Consider the following 16946-nt stretch of genomic DNA (forward strand, 5'->3'; position numbering starts at 1 on the left):
ATGATGTTATCGATTAAAAATTGGCAATCACTCTCGCAGACTGAAAAAAAACACGCTCTTACTCGTCCCTTGCAAGCCTCTTTCGCAAAAGGCAAAGTAGAAGAGATTATTAAACAGGTGCGAACCTTTGGAGATGATGCATTATTTGCATTCACAGAGCAGTTTGATGGCGCTCGTTTGGAAAGCCTACAAATTCCCAAACAAAAAATTGAGAATTCGTACATCAGTAAGAAATCACTAACCGCCATCACTGAAGCCATAAAGACAATTACTCTGTATCACCAATCCTTGTTACCAGAAAACAAAAAAATTAGTACTGCCCATGGTGTGACAATATACACCACCTATAGACCCATTCAACGGGTTGGTCTGTACGTGCCAGGAGGTAATAATACGCCCCTAGTTTCCTCATTATTAATGCAAGCTGTACCTGCAGTCGTAGCAGGATGTCCTGTAAAAATATTATGCACCCCACCTGATGCATCAGGTTCAATTAATGAACATCTTCTAGTAGCAGCACGTTTATGCGGCATAGATACTATTTATCCCCTTGGAGGAGCACAAGCAATCGCAGCTATGGCTTATGGTACAGAAACAGTTACAAAAGTAGATAAAATTTTTGGGCCAGGTAATCGTTATGTTACTGAAGCCAAAACACTAGTTGCCTCAGATCCCTATGGTGCCGCTATAGATATGCCCGCCGGACCATCCGAGGTCATGATTATTGCAGACAATGAAGCAAATCCGGCATTTATCGCTGCTGATTTGCTGGCGCAAGCAGAGCATGGTGTCGATTCCCAAGTCATTTTGGTTTGTGACACGCTCCAATGTGCACAACAAGTGAACCAACAGCTGCAAGTTCAATTCAGTACTTTGTCAAGAACGCACATAATCAAGCACTCCATGGCGAACAGCAAGATTATTGTCTGCGCCGAAAAGACAGAACAATTAGACATCATTAACTCCTATGCTCCAGAGCATTTGATTCTCAATCGAAAAGATGCCGAGTCTTGGATTGAGGAAATCCATTCTGTAGGAACTGTATTTCTCGGTCCCTGGGCTGCCGAAACCCTTGGGGATTATGTGACCGGATCAAACCATGTGCTTCCAACCTATGGTTTTGCCAGAAATCACAATGGCCTGAGTACCCTCGATTTTTTAACTTGTTTTAACGTGCAATCGATTAGCACCGAGGGAATTAGGAAGTTAGGGTCCTCGGCAATTGCACTGGCAGAGATTGAAGGATTGGATGCCCATGCCAAAGCAGTAGAAATTAGACTCGCTTCGTTGGAGAAATAAATGTCTGTACTTAACTTAATACGCTCTGAATTGTTAAACAAAGAACCCTATGTTCTTAGCAGCACTCCAATGAAATACCGACTCCACGCAAACGAGCTTCCTTGGTCTGCATTAAGTACGGATATCGACTTAAATTTTTATCCCGAAAAAGGTTTACAAGACCAGCTGCAAGAGCAATTAGCAAAACGCTATCTAGTTGATACAAATCAAATGGTACTTACTCGAGGATCAGATGATGGCATTGACTTAATCAGTCGTCTATTTTTAAGTGCAGGCCAGGATGCCTGCATGCAATTTCCCCCTACCTTTTCCATGTATTCCTTTTATGCATCATTACAAGATGCCCAGCTTATCGAGTGCCCTTTAGATCCTCTGTGTCAGTTTAAAATCTCAATAGAAGATATTGGCAGGAGTTGGCAAAAAAATTGTAAAATTATCTTTTTGTGTAACCCCAATAATCCAACTGCTCACCGAGTCGATCTGGATTTTATCGCACAGCTTTGTGTTGAGTACAAAAATCGCTCCGTCATCGTGGTTGATGAGGCATATATCGAATTCACTCAGGCACAAAGTGCAACTCGTTTAATTCCTGAATATGATAACTTGATTGTTTTACGTACTTTGTCGAAAGCCTATGGTCTTGCCAACCTTCGTTTGGGCATCATATTGGCACAAGAACAGCTCATCCAAACCTTTAATAAAATTATGCCTCCCTTTCCACTTTCAAGTGTTGTGATTGATTTAGCACTACGCGCATTGGAAAATTCTGATTGGTTTTTAGAAGCAATTGATAGGATTAGAAATTCGCGAACAAAATTAATCGAGAAATTACAATTTTGTCCAGTGATTGAGAAAGTCTATCCAACAGAAACGAATTTTATTCTTATTAAAACAAAGCATACAAACCAATTAGTCTCTTGGCTTATCAAACAAGGCATGGTGATCAAAAATTTTTCACCTCAATCCTCGTTGCACGATCATTTACGAATCACTGTAGGTGATGAGCCACAAAATCAGCTGTTGCTGAATGCTCTATCTTCTTTTCAAAATAATGGCTTAGGATATTAAAATGCAAAAAATCTTATTTATTGATCGTGATGGTACCTTAATTGAAGAACCCTTTGATTTTCAAGTAGACTCATTGGATAAAATTAAGCTTACTCCTTATGTTATTCCCGCATTACTGCAACTACAAAATAAAGGTTTTCGCTTGGTGATGGTCAGCAATCAAAATGGTCTTGGAACCCCTGCTTTTCCTGAAGATGATTTTATGATTTGTCATGAATTTACTCTGGATCTTTTCTCTTCACAGGGCATATTTTTTGATGAAATTTTTATTTGTCCCCACATGCCCGAAGACAATTGCCTCTGCCGGAAGCCTAAAACAGGATTGCTGGATCAATTTTTTAAAGAAAAAACAATTGATCATTCATGTTCATGGGTTATTGGTGACAGAGAAACTGATCGACAATTGGCTGATAATCTAGGCATCAAATTTTTGCCAGTATCTAAAGAGCATGGATGGGATCAAATCACACAAACAATTCTCAATCACAAAAGAACTGCAGTGATTCAAAGAAAGACAAAAGAAACTGAGATTAAATTGAACCTCACCTTGGATGTCGATCAAAGTAGTCCAATCAATACACCATTGCCCTTTTTTAACCACATGCTGGAGCAGGTAGCAAAACATGGTGGATTTAATCTTGAATTATATGCCAATGGTGACATCGACGTGGATGATCATCATTTAATCGAAGATACAGCAATTGCATTAGGCGAAGGACTAAAAAAAGCGCTTGGTGATAAATGGGGCATTAACCGTTATGGCTTTACTTTACCGATGGATGAAGCGTTAGCCACAATCGCTATAGATATAAGTGGCCGAAGTTTTTGCGACTTTAGAGGCCAATTTACTCGGGAATTTGTTGGCGGTATGGCAACAGAAATGGTTCCTCATTTCTTTAATTCCTTAGCCACTGCTCTCGGTGCCACCATTCATGTCGAAGTTAAGGGTCAAAATCACCACCACATGATTGAAGCGTGCTTCAAATCTTTAGGGAGAGCACTAGGCCAAGCCTGTGCGCAGAACAATAACGCCCTTCCATCAACCAAGGGACTATTATGATTGCTGTGATTGATGTCAGTGGAACCAATCTAACCTCTTTAGGTAATGCATTAAAGAGATTAGGCTTTAATTATCAATTAACCCACGATCCAAAGGAAATACGCAGTGCAAGCCATGTGATTTTACCCGGAGTAGGTACCGCAGCTTATGGTATGAGTGCCTTGCGCCAGTATGACTTGATTGATGTAGTGACCTCACTGCAACAACCACTACTTGGTATTTGTCTGGGGATGCAATTATTGTTCGAACACAGTGAAGAAAATGATGTTTGCTGTCTGGGGATGCTTCCAGGAAAAGTACGTCGTTTGCACCACCAGGATGGCTATCCAGTGCCTCACATGGGCTGGAATCAATTGCATTGGTGCACTGAGACCTTTTTAAAACAAGGACTAAAAGAACAGGATTATGTCTATTTCGTCCATAGCTACGCCCTTGGTGAGAGTGAGTATGCTTTGGCGTATTGTGAATACGGTCAACCATTCACGGCAATAATTCAAAAGAATAATATTTGGGGTATGCAATTTCATCCAGAAAAATCTGCAGAAACTGGCATGACCTTACTCAATAATTTTTGTAATCATTAGACTTTTTTTGAATACTCGCTACAGAGGAGCAATGCAAGAAGACGCGAGGTACTGAACCGGAGTGTACAATAAGTGCATGAGGATTCGAGCATCGTATCGATCAAGCAATTCACCTCTGGAGTAGATTTTCCAGAGAAGTCATCAAAATATGGAGGCTTTATGATCCTTATCCCTGCAATTGACATCCAAGCGGGTCGATGTGTGCGTTTACGGCAAGGACAATTTGATGAAGTCACTCAGTTCGATGCACTGCCTATAGAACGCGCCACCTATTTCGCTCAATTAGGGGTGAAACGTTTGCACGTAGTTGATTTGGATGGTGCACAAACCGGGACAATGCAACAACTTGCTTTAATTTGTGCCATGCAAAACACAGGAATCCCCGTTCAAGCAGGTGGCGGGATTCGTTCTTTGGAGCAAGCGACATTATGCTTTTCATCAGGAATATCTAATCTAGTTATAGGCAGTATTGCCCTAAGTAATCCCGAACTGACAACAGAAATTATTAAAATAATAAGTCCTCAACACATTATTCTGGCTCTAGATGTTCGCATGCAAAATAAGATTCCTATCCCTGCTATTCATGGTTGGCAAATAACGACCGATCAGAGTCTCTGGGACGTAGTTTTCTATTACCAACAATTAGGGATTAAGCAAATACTCTGTACCGATATTGCCTGTGATGGAATGATGCAAGGACCCAATTTTGAGCTTTATAAAGAAGCTGTCGAACGCTTTCCGCATATTGAATGGCAAGCGTCGGGAGGCATACGGAATACAGATGATATTAATCAATTGGATGCATTAGGAGTGAGCGCAGCGATTCTTGGGTTAACCCTGTACCAAGGCAATATTGACCTGGAGTCGATGTTATAGCCTGGTATGTAGCCCGGATTAGCGCAGCGTAATCCAGGGTCTTTTTGCCGTCATCCTTCATTATACTTGGGATGGCGGGTTATAAATGTGAGAAAGAGTTATGTTAACCAAACGAATTATTCCATGCCTTGATGTCCGTGATAATCAAGTAGTCAAAGGTATTAAATTTCGCGATCATCGCATTGTTGGAAATATCCTTGAGCTTGCAGCAGAGTATTCTGCAGCTGGTGCAGATGAGCTTGTATTTTATGATATTACTGCAAGCGCCGAGCAACGTTCCGTTTGTCCCGATTGGGTGAACCAAGTAGCTGGAATAATTAATATTCCATTTACCGTGGCTGGTGGAATTCGCTCTCTTAATCAGGCAAAATCAGTATTAAATTCTGGGGCCGATAAAATATCCATTAATAGCCCAGCATTAGAAAAGCCTGACTTAATCAATGAATTAAGTCGAAATTTTGGAAGTCAATGCGTTGTCATAGGGATTGATAGTCAATGGATAGATGATGATTATTATGTCTATCAATATACAGGTGATGAAAAAAAAACCGTTAACTCCAAACGAAAAACCAAAGAATGGATTAAGGAAGTACAAGATCGAGGAGCAGGAGAAATTGTATTAAATTGTATGCAATCCGATGGGATACGCAAGGGCTATGATTTATATCAATTAAAAATGATGCGCCGCTTGTGTCAGGTACCATTAATTGCATCAGGAGGTGCCGGGGCGCTTGGTGATTTTACGCAAGTATTTCTCCAGTCTCGAGTTGATGGGGCGTTAGCTGCCAGCATTTTTCATGACAAAATTTTGACAATAAACGAAATAAAATCAGCACTAATAAAACAAAATATTGAGGTACGATTATGATTCACATGGAAATTAATTCTCTAGATTGGAAAAAAATGAATGGTTTATTACCAGCGATTATACAAAATGCAGAAAACGGTAGTGTTCTAATGTTAGGTTATATGAACCAAGAGGCTTTAATCGCTACACTGACCACCGGCCAATTAAATCTGTACAGCCGAAGTCGAAAACGCTTATGGCGCAAGGGAGAAAGTTCCGGTAATACGATGTCCATACAACATATCAGTGTAGATTGTGACAGTGACAGCCTCTTAATTCAGGTGTTACCTAAAGGACCTGCCTGTCATTTAGGTTATACGAGTTGTTTTCAACCTACGCATAACACCAATTTAGGATTTATCGATGAGTTAATTGAACTGATCAATGAGCGTGCAGACTCCAACAATGAAAACAGCTATACCGCACAACTATTGGATTCCGGACTTTCTCGATGCGCCCAAAAAGTCGGTGAAGAAGCAGTAGAGACGGTGATTGCGGCTGTAAATAATAATCGTGAAGAATTGGTTAATGAATGCGCTGACTTAATTTTTCATTTATTTGTTTTATTAAAAGCCTGTGAATTAAGTTTTTATGATGTATTGCAGTGTTTGCGTGACAGAGACCGCAGTGTTCATACTTAGTCTGAGTAGCCTATCTCGTCATCCCGAGCATAGAGAGGGATGACGACATAATTCACGGGTTAGGACTAAGCCTACACCCACACTACACATTCGATCAAACTACGGCCAACAAGATCGCAGTCAAATAATTTCCTTCTGGAAATGAACTTAAAGTCGGATGACAACTTGCTGGACCATAAACACCTAAAATACGAGCTTGTTTGCCAACCGCTCCAGCTTGGGCACTGACCAAAGAACAAAATTCCTGGGATGAAAGTGCCGAAGAACAATTACATGTCATTAACAATGAACCCGCTTTCATGTATTTAAATACTTCACGGTGCAAAAATCGATAATAATTTTTAGCTCGTTCCACATGTTGTTTTGATGGAACCAATTTAGGAGGGTCCAGAATAACAAGATCATAATCTCCTGCTTTTGTTAAATAATCACGCGCATCTGCCTCAATAAACTCAATCTGAGTCACACCATTTAACGCAGCATTTTTCTTCGCTTGCGCGATTGCCTGAGCAGAACTATCCACCGCGGTGACTTTTGAGGCCCCAGAGCGAGCAGCATGTAAAGCAAAACCGCCACTGTAACAGTAAAGATCTAATACGTTCTTACCTTTTGATAATGGAGCAATACGCTGATGATTCTCTCTTTGATCAAGAAACAAGCCTGTTTTTTGAGCTTGAGCAAACTCAACCTCATAAACAACCCCAGCCTCAAGAACTTTTGTATCATAATGCTTCTCTTGCTCAGTAATTTGTTTCCATCCGTCTTGTCCTAATGGCTTACTTTGTGGCATCCAAACAATCTGATCTGTAGGAAATAAATTGTGTAACGCGTTAATGATTACTTCTCGATTGAGTTCAACCCAATAGGCAGAGCTCGCAACAACACAAATCTGATTAAAACGATCAATCGTTAATCCGGAAAGACCATCTGCTTCACTATTAAACAAACGATAAGCAGTCGTTTCTTCATTAGGCAGATTTAAACATTCTCTAACTTGTTTTGCCTGCATGAGACGATGTGCAATCAAGGAATGTAAATTGCATTTATCTATGGATTCATTTGCAAGGGCTAATACTCTGACTCTATAGAGAGAATGCTCGTTATAAACACCGACACCAATAAGCTCTTCATCTGCATTGTAAATATCAACTAAATGTCCTGTGACTAATTTTCCCTGAGTTTTAGCAATGGCCTTGGGGAATATCCATGGATGACCGCGTAACACTGTATTTTGTTTTGCCTTAAGCAAAATAACTTTTGCATTCATTTTTCTATTTCCCAAAGAACAAAAATCGGCTAATCTACACAAAGAACGATAGACCTGCAATAGTTCATAAATTTTAGGGTCTGTATATAATTCGCTAGATTGAGTCTAAATGGCGTCATATTAGAGCATCGTAGCCTGCTTCTACGCCATCCCGAGCGCCGCGAGGGATCTCTTATCGTAATATCGTGCTACATCGTGGAGATCCCTCGCTGTGCCGGGAAATGTGGGGGTAATAAAATTGTAAACAGCCTCCTATAAAGCTTAAAAAGCAGTACCCGCTCAACTTAACTAAAAATAAGAATTAGAGACAGTGATGCCACAGACTATAAAGAAACGTTTTATCCCCCTTTTTAAGACCTACGTTCTAACAATTAACACATTTTGGTAATCGATATGGAAAATACGCAAAAATTCTCTTATGGACTCACTCTAGGAGCTTTAGGAGTTGTGTTTGGTGACATAGGTACCAGCCCATTATATGCCTTAAAAGTCACCCTGGATAATCTCCCTATTACTCAATCCAATATTATGGGAGTACTTTCACTTATTTTCTGGTGTTTGATTATTATTATTTCATTCAAATACTTAATTATGATTTTTCGAGCAGATAATGATGGAGAAGGAGGAATTCTCGCTCTTTTGGCACTAATGAAGCATAAAAGCACTCGATATGTCCCCTTATTTTACATTGTTGCAATTTTTGGTGCGGGATTACTTTTAGGAGATGGCATGCTGACCCCTGCCATATCTGTAGTCAGTGCCGTTGAAGGTCTCAGTACTCTCTCAGACTCATTTACACCCTATATTTTGCCCATAGCCGGAGTAATTCTGATCTTTCTTTTCATGTTGCAAGCAAGAGGAACAGGAAGTATAGGAAATCTATTTGGTCCATTTATACTGCTCTGGTTTATAACCATTGCGGTGCTTGGAATAATACAAATAGTAAAAGCCCCAATAGTGTTGACGGCAATCAATCCTTACCATGCTTTTGTATTGATACACGATACAGGATTTAAAGGATATCTATTGCTCGGAGGAATTTTTCTAGTAGTTACAGGCGGAGAAGCACTTTATGCCGATATCGGGCATTTTGGAAAAAATCCCATTCGTGCCAGTTGGTTTGCCGTTGTTCTTCCCTGCTTGATTTTAAATTACTTTGGCCAAGGAGCCAACTTACTCTTACACCCGCAAGCGATTGGCAATCCTTTTTATATGATTGCACCCCAATGGTTTTATATTCCATTAATCATTCTTGCGACTATTGCAACGGTAATTGCTTCGCAAGCTGTTATTTCAGCTACATTTTCTTTAACAAAACAGGCCGTTTTGCTGGGTCTATGTCCTCGTATCCCCATAGTACAAACATCCAAGGAGTTCTCTGGACAAATTTATGTCCCTCAAATTAATTTTATTCTATTTATTGGGACAATCACTTTTTGTGTTGCCTTTAAAACATCAGATAATTTAGCTCATGCCTATGGAATCGCCGTAAATGCATACATGCTGTTGATTGATGCAATGGTTGCTTATGCTGCAATATCGATTTGGAAATGGTCAAAATTTAAAGTGACACTGATATTTGGATTATTTCTCACCATAGACTTTGCATTTCTCGGATCAAATTTACATAAGTTTTTGACCGGAGGCTGGGTCCCGGTCACCTTTGCTCTACTGATAGCAACCATTATGTACACCTGGAAATTTGGCTTGGAATATTTGCGCGAAAATTATTACATGAACAAAGATGATATTTCCAAGATTATTCGGCAATTGGAATACAAAAGTTTGAATCAGCTTACCGATTTGACCGCCATTTTTATTACTGATGTTTATGATAAAAGCGGAGGCAGCTTCCTTCACTTTCTCAAGTTGAGCCGTGCAGTTCCAGAACGTGTCCTGATTGTTAATTATATTGTGGACAACATCCCTTATGTTCATTACAGCCAACGTTATGAGATTACATGCTTGCATGAGAAGATCTTCAATCTCACCTTGCATTATGGATTTATGGAAACGATTTCAATACCCAGGGCCCTAGAACGAGCTTCTAACAAGAATCTCTTCCCATTTAAGCTCAATGTTGATCGCGCTACTTATATGGTGGAAATTCCCAATATTACTGCATCAAAATCAAAAAAATCATTAACCTTCTATTGGCAAGAAAAACTATTTGCTTTTTTAATACGCAATTATTCAGCCAATTTAAATATCGACTTTTATAAACTGCCCTACAACAGAACAATGGCCATCGGTACCTATTATATTATGTAATCTCAGGAGTTTTTTATGTGGTTTAACAATGCACTAATTTATCAATATGAATTGGACGACGCGAGTGATTTAGCAGCGTCCTTGGCTGAAAACATTCTAAAACCTTGCCCCCCTCACGCTCGATTTGTGTACGGATGGCTTCCGGCTTTTGCAGATGAGATGGTTCAAGAAGTTGCTGGAAGTTCTCTGATTTGCATGGGCAAGGAAGAACGATTGCTCCCACGTGGAGTGATCAATAAAATGTTGGCAGAGAAAGTACAAGTGCTCGAAACGCAACAAGGCCGTCCAGTAAAACGCGCTGAAAAAGCACAAATGGCTGAAGACATCGAATTTGAGTTATTGCCTAAGTCCTTTTGCATTCAGAAAAAAATGTTTGCTATCCTTGACAGTGTCAGCAAAAGAATAATAGTTAATGCTTCAAGTAATAACCAGGCCGCACAACTTACCTCTCTTTTACGTAAATCAGTAGCAGGTATCTCGATTGAACCCATTACCCACACAGAGAATCTTGCCGTGCGTTTTGCGGAGTGGATTCACTCCCCTAGCACCCTTCCTAATCATTTTCAATTAGCGTCTGATTGCATCCTATTTTCTCTGGATGATGAGAAAAAACGGGTGCATTGCAAGGGTTATGAGCTACCAGCAGAAGAAGTCTTAACATTATTATCGCAAGGAATGGGCACTGCTGAAGTTTCGTTAATTTGGAAAGAACGAATTCAATTGACTCTAACGCATGACTTTAGCTTTAAAAAGCTTAAGTGCCTTGATTTTCTTCTCGATGATTTTAATGAAGTGAAACAACTTGATGAAGACTATCAACAACGCGATGCAGCGCTTGCTTTATTATCCGGTGAGCTACGTGAACTGACTCATGATCTTTTAGCTGCGCTCGCAGCAAAAGAAAAAGAACCTGAATTAGAAGTGATCGCATAGGAGTGTCTATAAGGGAGCATTTGATAACGCTCCCTTTTGAATCGACTCTTATTAAGATACTTTAAGCTTCGGTTATTTCAATAGCAATCAATTAAAAAAAGTCTAAACCTTTACAGCATTATATCGAGCCAGCAAAAAAAAGCCCGGATAACGTAATTATCCGGGCTACAAAGCGTTCAACCCTCTGATTTAGAGATTAAACAATTCTGTCCATTTTAGTTGTGTGATAAGTTGCCTTGTACACAGTAAACGCCTCATCCGCTGCCTTTTTGAAGCCTAAAGCCATATTCGCATGATACATAACCACTAAAGCTTGTTTTGCGCTCGGCGCTTGAGGATAGTTTTTAACGGCGTAGCTTGCTCTATTTATTGCTGCGACATACATCTTACGTTTAAAATAAAATGTTGCAACATTTAACTCATGTTGTGCAAACATATTTCGTAAATAGATCATACGCTGCAACGCATTTGCTTTGTATTTACTGTCAGGGAATTTTTGAATCAAAACACCAAAATCCGAATAAGCTTGGGTTTGTGTTCCAGGGTCTCTCCATGACTCATCCAGAGGCAGGAATTTTGCAAAAACCCCACGAGTTTGTTGAAAATTAGCCATGCCACGCATGTAATAAGCATAATCTACATTTTTGGCACGTGGGTAAAGATGAATAAAGCGCTCTGCAGTAGCTGCAGCTGAAGGATAATCTTCATTTTTATAATAAGCATAAATCAGTTCCATTTGTGAGTGCTCTGTATAATCACTAAATGGATACATTGTTTCGATTGCTTCAAGATGTTTTATTGCTGTCGCATATTCCTTCTTACGTAAGTCCTTCTGGGCTTCCGTATAAAGTTGATCTGCTGTCATCCCTTTGTAGGGATTAGTATCTTCATCATCTTTTCCCCACCATGTCTTGCATGCAGATAAAGATACAATAAGACCTATTAGGAACAACATTTGAATTCGTTTCATAAACTACACCTAACCTATTTATAAATATATATCTGTTGCATCCACAACAGTCACAAAATTTTGGAACATTATACCTAGGACTATATAATTTGCGAACATTCTTACGCTTTTTTTGCAGCGTGATCGCACTAAACGCAGCCTTATAAAAAAAGTACTCTATAATCTCTAATAATTTTAAAAAAATAATTGCAAATCCAAAGTCGTTAGGATAGTATTCTCGCCTGGAGAGATGGCAGAGCGGTCGAATGCGGCGGTCTTGAAAACCGTTGAAGGGCAACCTTCCCAGGGTTCGAATCCCTGTCTCTCCGCCAAGTAAAACTGGATAATTAATCACTCACTAAGTAGCTTATATTTCCCTTTAATTTGTCTTTTATAAACTTCTTTTAAAAATCAGTTACGATTATAAACTCATCGTTTCCCTATTCACATTTTGAGATCCAGAAGACTTGGATGCATCCTTAAGTCCGGGTGTATGACAACCTCTAAACTAGACTAAAGCGCTTGCTATTGAAATTATTTAGGCCGTTGGTATAGTAACACTATCTTACGTTAATGGAGCATTACATGCTAAGGAATACACTGAAAGGTTTTGGCAGTATCACAAAGCTGCTGCATTGGTTAATCGTTATTCTTATCGCTACTCAATTTTATTTGGTTTGGTCTCTTAGTGACAACTCGCCCCTGATGCCCCGCTATATAATGCTGCATAAATCAATAGGGCTAACTATTTTAGTACTCGGAATATTATTTATTATTTGGCATTTTCTCAATATCAAACCCCTACCACCAGAAAATCAACCTCGTTGGCAGCATGTACTTTCTAAAATAGTTCACCATACTCTTTTTATTCTGATAATACTCATTCCCATCGTAGGCTACCTTTTAACGTGCTCTGATGGTAAACCGATAAACTTCTTTGGCTGGTTCACTATACCCTGCCTCATTCCAGCGAACGAGCAACTGGGTAATGTGATGTTCTCAACCCATGAAACACTTGCTTTTATAATTCTCGCTCTTGTCGGACTTCATTTTCTAGCAGCCCTTTACCATCACTTCATGCGCAAAGATGAGGTATTAAAGCGGATGCTTCCTTTTACATCGAAGAATAAATTATAGAAAATACCACATTAAGATTTGACTGAGTAAAATTATCTTTACTCAGTCAAAAACTCCTAACTCTATTATATGTATTGCGAATTATAAGCAGGAGGAGCGGATGGGGTATATGGAAGTGTATCCGCTTGATAGGAATAAGAATTTTGCTGGGCTGGTTGATAGAAAGTTGGAACATAAGACACCTCAGGAAGACGACAATCAAAATGTAGCCCGCCAATGTCCACTTCACTCAGCTCGCCTTTACGTAATTTTCTTAATTGAGTAAGCAACTGCTGCGTTTCATTATCACGACTGAAAAAAGAAGGTATAGCCTTTTCTTTACCGACTACATTTTCCATTTCAGCACGTAGTGCGATCATAGCGCATTTTACTGCTATAGGATCCAAGTGTTTTTTATCACGTAAATATTCTTCCTCTGAAGCCGTTAATCTAAATCGATCTGGATCGTTGGGATCCATAGCCTCTTTGTTCACTGATTTATTGCCAGAATCATAGAGAAGACTCATTGCAAAACAACCAATACCCGCACCGATGATGCTAAGAAGTACTGTGCCCGTAATGACTAAACCCACTGGATTGAAACCAGCAGCTATCGCGAGCGCAATCAATGGTGCAGCGCCAAAATTAAGAGTTAACAACGCTGAACCGGCACCAAAGGCAATAGAAGAAGCGAACATTAATGCGCCCTTAAGCCATCCTTCACCATACCAAAAGCGATCGATACTGTCTGCAAACTCATAAAACATATAAGTCAAAGCAATAAAAGCCAAAACAGCAGCGATTGCAGCTAAAGCGATAACCAGCAAGGCGATGATCAATTTAGCCATATCGTCGTTTGAAGCGGAACTATTGCCATGATGATTTGAAGAGCCGAAACAAGAACTCCCTCCATGATGATGATGAGAATCATGTATTATGGATCGAATCAGTAGATAGTTTAAAAGCGCAGAATCGTTAGAATTGTAATTGTTATAAGTGGTAATTTTATATTCAATCTTCGGATTATACGGAGGCATTGACGGATTAAACTGAGGAAGAGTAATTCCTAAAGGCAAGGCACGAAAGATTGTGTTGAATGCATGGTATGCTTTAGCTTTTTCAGAATACTCAAGAAGATGTAACGGGCTTGTGCTTAGGTCTGATTCAATCGCAAATTGTACCGCGTAATACATCTCGGCGTACATCGTATTGATATCTAACTTTCGTGCTTTACAGTTCTGATAATGATTTAATAAATGTCCATATAATATCTTTAATTTGTGATCTGTAAATTTCGTACTTAAATCAGGCATAGCATTTACTCCTATTGATTGGGTTTATAGGCAAACGCTCTATCCTGATCCTAAGACATTAATTTCAATATAAAAAATCAAATAACATGAAGCTCAAGCTAACACGTTTGTCTATAAACCTAGTGCCTTACAATTTGTGCTCGATTAATTAAACTTTTTACATACAAGTCATAATCCATCATGCCGTAGCTTGCTTCAATTTGTTGAACTAAGCTATCTTGTTGCTCCCTATCTAACGTACTTAATTTGCCATCATGAATCTGTTTCAATCGTACTACGACATAATCACCATTTGGCAGAACGAGACCATTACGGCTTTCTGGTCGTAATAAATTAAATGCCATATCATTTATATCGGTATCAACCTTATCATTATCACGACTAGATTTAACTACGGACTTCCAAGAAAGGTTGTTGCTACGAATGAGTTCTTGTTGTTTCTTATCATCGACTGGGTTTAATAAACTCACACCCGTTTCCTTTGCCTTTGATTCAGCAATTTTTTTAATTAATATTTTGCTGATTTGATCCTGAACGGCTTCTAAAGGCTGTTCTTTTTCCGCCCAATGTTGGTCAACCCTTATTACTACGACAGAATCATTATCAATTTGTATTGGCTCACTATTGTTTCCTAAATCAAGAACATCATGACTAAATGCAGTGTTAATGACTTGTTTGTTTTTTGCAATAGTATCTACCCCACCAGATCTTGAGAAAGGTTGAGTTTTTTCAATTTTGAGATTTAATGCATCTGCTACGGGTTGGAGTGAATCGGGGGACTGATAACTTAAATCCGATAATTGCTCCAAAGCTTGGGTATATTTAGTTTGAGCAGCTTCAGCAATAAGCTGCTCTTTTATAGATGTTTCTACTTCAGAAAAAGGTTTTGTTGAAACGGGTTTATAAGCAATCAGTTTAAAAATTTCAAATCCATGCTTTGTTTTTTCAGGAGGTGAAATCTGTCCTGGCTTAGTTAAATTAGATAAAATTTGATTGTAATTATTTTGTCCGCTCGCAGTAATCCAGGGAAGAATACCTTTATCAGCTAAGGATAGTTTATCATCTGACATGGTTGAAACGAGATGTTCAAATTGTTCGGGATTTTTTTGTAATAACTGATAAGCATCATTTGCTTTTTTCTGAATTTTCTCGGAATCAGATTGACTCGCATCCTCTGGGACAGCAAATAAGATATGGGCAACTTGCCAGCGAGCAGGAATCAAATAACTGCTTTGATTTTCTTCATAATAACGTTTTGCATCGTCATCAGTCAGTTTAATTTTATCCTTAATGTCATGCATCGATAGAGTAACATAATCCAAACTCACTTTTTCTGGAGTCATGAATTCTTTTTTATGCTTCTTATAATAATTCGTAACCTCTTCTGAGGAAACGTGAGCATCCTTTTCATAACTAGAAGCCGGAATAGTTAAATAGTCATAGTCTCTGCTTTGCATGTACAAGCTCACAAAGCGATCAATTTCATCAGGTAAAGCAAAGGAACTGCCCATGAAAGCAAATCGTTGCTGATTTAATAACATGCCTTGTTTGACTTCATTTTGAAAACTTGATTGAGTGAATAATGCTGCGTTTAATGCTTGTTGATATTTTTGAGCTGAAAAATGGCCGTCTTCTTGGAATTGAGGGATGCTCAAAATTGCTGCATTAGCTTGGTTTAAGCTCACATCGAAGCCATTTTTACGTGCGGCTTGCACCAAAACTTCGTTAGTAATCATTTGATCGAGCACTTGATTTTGCAATTTTTTCTCATCAGCGGCAGTCATTTGCTCGACATCCTGCATGGAACGGGCGCGTCTATAATTATTTTCAAATGATTGTAGAGTTAAAGCCTGACCATTGACGGTTACTTTAGAATTGGTCGTTTGACGCGATTGCAGATAATAATCCACACCAAACAGAGTAAACGTAATACCGATCAAGATAACTACTAGCCAAGCTACAACACCCTGTATACGTTCATTTAACTTTTGTAACATGTCCCGAGATCCATAATTGTTTAATTAAAGCTTTATTCAATTTAGCGAGAACCGATTAGAGCCCAGGCTGAAAAAAACAACATAAAAACAAAAAACTCACCTATTCAACAAAAATTTTCATTCTGAAATGACTAGAAAATTAATTGCAATGTATACGCTACTTCATATCTTTAACTGCTTTTCTAAGATAAAAGCAAATATTAGAAGAAACAAAGAGTTCTAAAGCAAATCTTTCTTTCCAGATAAAAAAAACGCGCCTTTCGGCGCGTTAATCTGGCGGAGTGGACGGGGCTCGAACCCGCGACCCCCGGCGTGACAGGCCGGTATTCTGACCAACTGAACTACCACTCCATTTCTTGGTGGGTGCTGTAGGGATCGAACCTACGACCCTCGCCTTGTAAGGGCGATGCTCTCCCAGCTGAGCTAAGCACCCTGAAAACTTATGCTTCTTGCACCGCTTCTTTCAGGTTTTTACCCGCTTTAAACTTGGCTACTCGTGACGCTTTAATCTGAATAATTTTGCCAGTTTGTGGGTTTCTACCAGTACGTGCTGAACGATTGCCTGTAGAAAAAGATCCGAAACCGGGTATTACTACTTGATCGCCGCTTCTTAATGCATCAGTAATAGTACTAGTAAAAGTCTCGAGAACTCTGCTGGCGTCAGCTTTTGTTAAACCCGAACCACTTGCTATAGCATCAACTAATTCGCTCTTATTCATTGCTTC

15 protein-coding genes and 3 tRNA genes are annotated in these 16946 nt (G+C 39.3%); 11 read left to right on the forward strand and 7 right to left on the reverse strand.

Going from position 1 to position 16946, the window contains the following annotated elements:
- Positions 1-3 precede the first annotated feature (3 nt).
- From hisD to hisIE, 7 genes are all read left to right on the forward strand, one after another.
- A complete protein-coding gene (hisD, locus tag OQJ13_RS02145; protein WP_265711871.1) occupies positions 4-1299 on the forward strand; it encodes a histidinol dehydrogenase in 1296 nt (431 codons plus the stop codon).
- Entirely contained in the window at positions 1300-2367 is a 1068-nt protein-coding gene (gene hisC / locus OQJ13_RS02150; protein WP_265708866.1) for a histidinol-phosphate transaminase, read from the forward strand. It abuts the gene before it with no gap.
- 1 nt (position 2368) lies between these two features.
- Entirely contained in the window at positions 2369-3427 is a 1059-nt protein-coding gene (hisB, locus tag OQJ13_RS02155; protein ID WP_265708867.1) for a bifunctional histidinol-phosphatase/imidazoleglycerol-phosphate dehydratase HisB, read from the forward strand.
- Positions 3424-4011: an imidazole glycerol phosphate synthase subunit HisH gene (hisH, locus tag OQJ13_RS02160; protein ID WP_265708868.1), complete on the forward strand. Its 588-nt coding sequence runs from the start codon at positions 3424-3426 to the stop codon at positions 4009-4011. Before hisB ends, hisH begins: the two co-directional genes overlap by 4 nt.
- Before the next feature lie 159 nt (positions 4012-4170).
- Complete coding sequence (locus tag OQJ13_RS02165; RefSeq protein ID WP_265708870.1) at positions 4171-4887, forward strand: 1-(5-phosphoribosyl)-5-[(5-phosphoribosylamino)methylideneamino] imidazole-4-carboxamide isomerase; 717 nt, start codon at positions 4171-4173, stop codon at positions 4885-4887.
- A gap of 100 nt (positions 4888-4987) precedes the next feature.
- Complete coding sequence (gene hisF, locus OQJ13_RS02170; RefSeq protein ID WP_265708872.1) at positions 4988-5755, forward strand: imidazole glycerol phosphate synthase subunit HisF; 768 nt, start codon at positions 4988-4990, stop codon at positions 5753-5755.
- Complete coding sequence (hisIE, locus tag OQJ13_RS02175; protein WP_265708874.1) at positions 5752-6375, forward strand: bifunctional phosphoribosyl-AMP cyclohydrolase/phosphoribosyl-ATP diphosphatase HisIE; 624 nt, start codon at positions 5752-5754, stop codon at positions 6373-6375. The genes hisF and hisIE overlap by 4 nt, the downstream gene beginning before the upstream one ends.
- Before the next feature lie 94 nt (positions 6376-6469).
- Here hisIE and OQJ13_RS02180 read toward each other — a convergent pair whose 3' ends face one another.
- Positions 6470-7642 carry a class I SAM-dependent rRNA methyltransferase gene (locus OQJ13_RS02180; protein ID WP_265708876.1) on the reverse strand — a complete coding sequence of 391 codons (1173 nt, stop codon included), beginning with the start codon at positions 7640-7642 and terminating at the stop codon, positions 6470-6472.
- A 393-nt stretch (positions 7643-8035) separates the two neighbouring features.
- Between OQJ13_RS02180 and OQJ13_RS02185 the strand changes: the two genes are divergently transcribed.
- Together OQJ13_RS02185 and OQJ13_RS02190 are read left to right on the forward strand one after the other, a co-directional pair.
- A complete protein-coding gene (locus tag OQJ13_RS02185) occupies positions 8036-9913 on the forward strand; it encodes a potassium transporter Kup (protein WP_265708878.1) in 1878 nt (625 codons plus the stop codon).
- Between the two features lie 15 nt (positions 9914-9928).
- A complete protein-coding gene (locus OQJ13_RS02190) occupies positions 9929-10846 on the forward strand; it encodes a recombination-associated protein RdgC (protein WP_265708879.1) in 918 nt (305 codons plus the stop codon).
- A gap of 196 nt (positions 10847-11042) precedes the next feature.
- Here OQJ13_RS02190 and OQJ13_RS02195 read toward each other — a convergent pair whose 3' ends face one another.
- Positions 11043-11816: an outer membrane protein assembly factor BamD gene (locus tag OQJ13_RS02195; RefSeq protein WP_265708880.1), complete on the reverse strand. Its 774-nt coding sequence runs from the start codon at positions 11814-11816 to the stop codon at positions 11043-11045.
- A gap of 223 nt (positions 11817-12039) precedes the next feature.
- On the opposite strand from OQJ13_RS02195, the gene OQJ13_RS02200 reads away from it, so the two are divergent.
- Together OQJ13_RS02200 and OQJ13_RS02205 are read left to right on the forward strand one after the other, a co-directional pair.
- Positions 12040-12127, forward strand: a tRNA-Ser gene (locus OQJ13_RS02200).
- A gap of 253 nt (positions 12128-12380) precedes the next feature.
- Positions 12381-12932, forward strand: a complete 552-nt coding sequence (locus OQJ13_RS02205; RefSeq protein WP_265708883.1) for a cytochrome b — start codon at positions 12381-12383, stop codon at positions 12930-12932.
- A 65-nt stretch (positions 12933-12997) separates the two neighbouring features.
- Here the strand turns inward: OQJ13_RS02205 and OQJ13_RS02210 are convergent, their stop codons facing one another.
- The 5 genes from OQJ13_RS02210 to OQJ13_RS02230 form a co-directional block, all read right to left on the reverse strand.
- A complete protein-coding gene (locus OQJ13_RS02210) occupies positions 12998-14224 on the reverse strand; it encodes a hypothetical protein (RefSeq protein ID WP_265708884.1) in 1227 nt (408 codons plus the stop codon).
- Between the two features lie 119 nt (positions 14225-14343).
- Entirely contained in the window at positions 14344-16221 is a 1878-nt protein-coding gene (locus OQJ13_RS02215) for a SurA N-terminal domain-containing protein (RefSeq protein ID WP_265708885.1), read from the reverse strand.
- 274 nt (positions 16222-16495) lie between these two features.
- Positions 16496-16572 (reverse strand) — tRNA-Asp (locus tag OQJ13_RS02220).
- A gap of 6 nt (positions 16573-16578) precedes the next feature.
- Positions 16579-16654 (reverse strand) — tRNA-Val (locus OQJ13_RS02225).
- Between the two features lie 7 nt (positions 16655-16661).
- Positions 16662-16940, reverse strand: a complete 279-nt coding sequence (locus OQJ13_RS02230; RefSeq protein WP_010653977.1) for an HU family DNA-binding protein — start codon at positions 16938-16940, stop codon at positions 16662-16664.
- Positions 16941-16946: the final 6 nt, after the last annotated feature.

It is taken from the genome of Legionella sp. PATHC035, assembly GCF_026191115.1.
Lineage (GTDB): Bacteria > Pseudomonadota > Gammaproteobacteria > Legionellales > Legionellaceae > Legionella.

Bases quoted from the DNA above. Each gene is read 5' to 3' on its own strand.
- hisD (WP_265711871.1), top strand. From the start codon at position 4: ATGTTATCGATTAAAAATTGGCAATCACTCTCGCAGACTGAAAAAAAA.
- hisC (WP_265708866.1), top strand. From the start codon at position 1,300: ATGTCTGTACTTAACTTAATACGCTCTGAATTGTTAAACAAAGAACCC.
- hisB (WP_265708867.1), top strand. From the start codon at position 2,369: ATGCAAAAAATCTTATTTATTGATCGTGATGGTACCTTAATTGAAGAA.
- hisH (WP_265708868.1), top strand. From the start codon at position 3,424: ATGATTGCTGTGATTGATGTCAGTGGAACCAATCTAACCTCTTTAGGT.
- OQJ13_RS02165 (WP_265708870.1), top strand. From the start codon at position 4,171: ATGATCCTTATCCCTGCAATTGACATCCAAGCGGGTCGATGTGTGCGT.
- hisF (WP_265708872.1), top strand. From the start codon at position 4,988: ATGTTAACCAAACGAATTATTCCATGCCTTGATGTCCGTGATAATCAA.
- hisIE (WP_265708874.1), top strand. From the start codon at position 5,752: ATGATTCACATGGAAATTAATTCTCTAGATTGGAAAAAAATGAATGGT.
- OQJ13_RS02180 (WP_265708876.1), bottom strand. From the start codon at position 7,642: ATGAATGCAAAAGTTATTTTGCTTAAGGCAAAACAAAATACAGTGTTA.
- OQJ13_RS02185 (WP_265708878.1), top strand. From the start codon at position 8,036: ATGGAAAATACGCAAAAATTCTCTTATGGACTCACTCTAGGAGCTTTA.
- OQJ13_RS02190 (WP_265708879.1), top strand. From the start codon at position 9,929: ATGTGGTTTAACAATGCACTAATTTATCAATATGAATTGGACGACGCG.
- OQJ13_RS02195 (WP_265708880.1), bottom strand. From the start codon at position 11,816: ATGAAACGAATTCAAATGTTGTTCCTAATAGGTCTTATTGTATCTTTA.
- OQJ13_RS02205 (WP_265708883.1), top strand. From the start codon at position 12,381: ATGCTAAGGAATACACTGAAAGGTTTTGGCAGTATCACAAAGCTGCTG.
- OQJ13_RS02210 (WP_265708884.1), bottom strand. From the start codon at position 14,224: ATGCCTGATTTAAGTACGAAATTTACAGATCACAAATTAAAGATATTA.
- OQJ13_RS02215 (WP_265708885.1), bottom strand. From the start codon at position 16,221: ATGTTACAAAAGTTAAATGAACGTATACAGGGTGTTGTAGCTTGGCTA.
- OQJ13_RS02230 (WP_010653977.1), bottom strand. From the start codon at position 16,940: ATGAATAAGAGCGAATTAGTTGATGCTATAGCAAGTGGTTCGGGTTTA.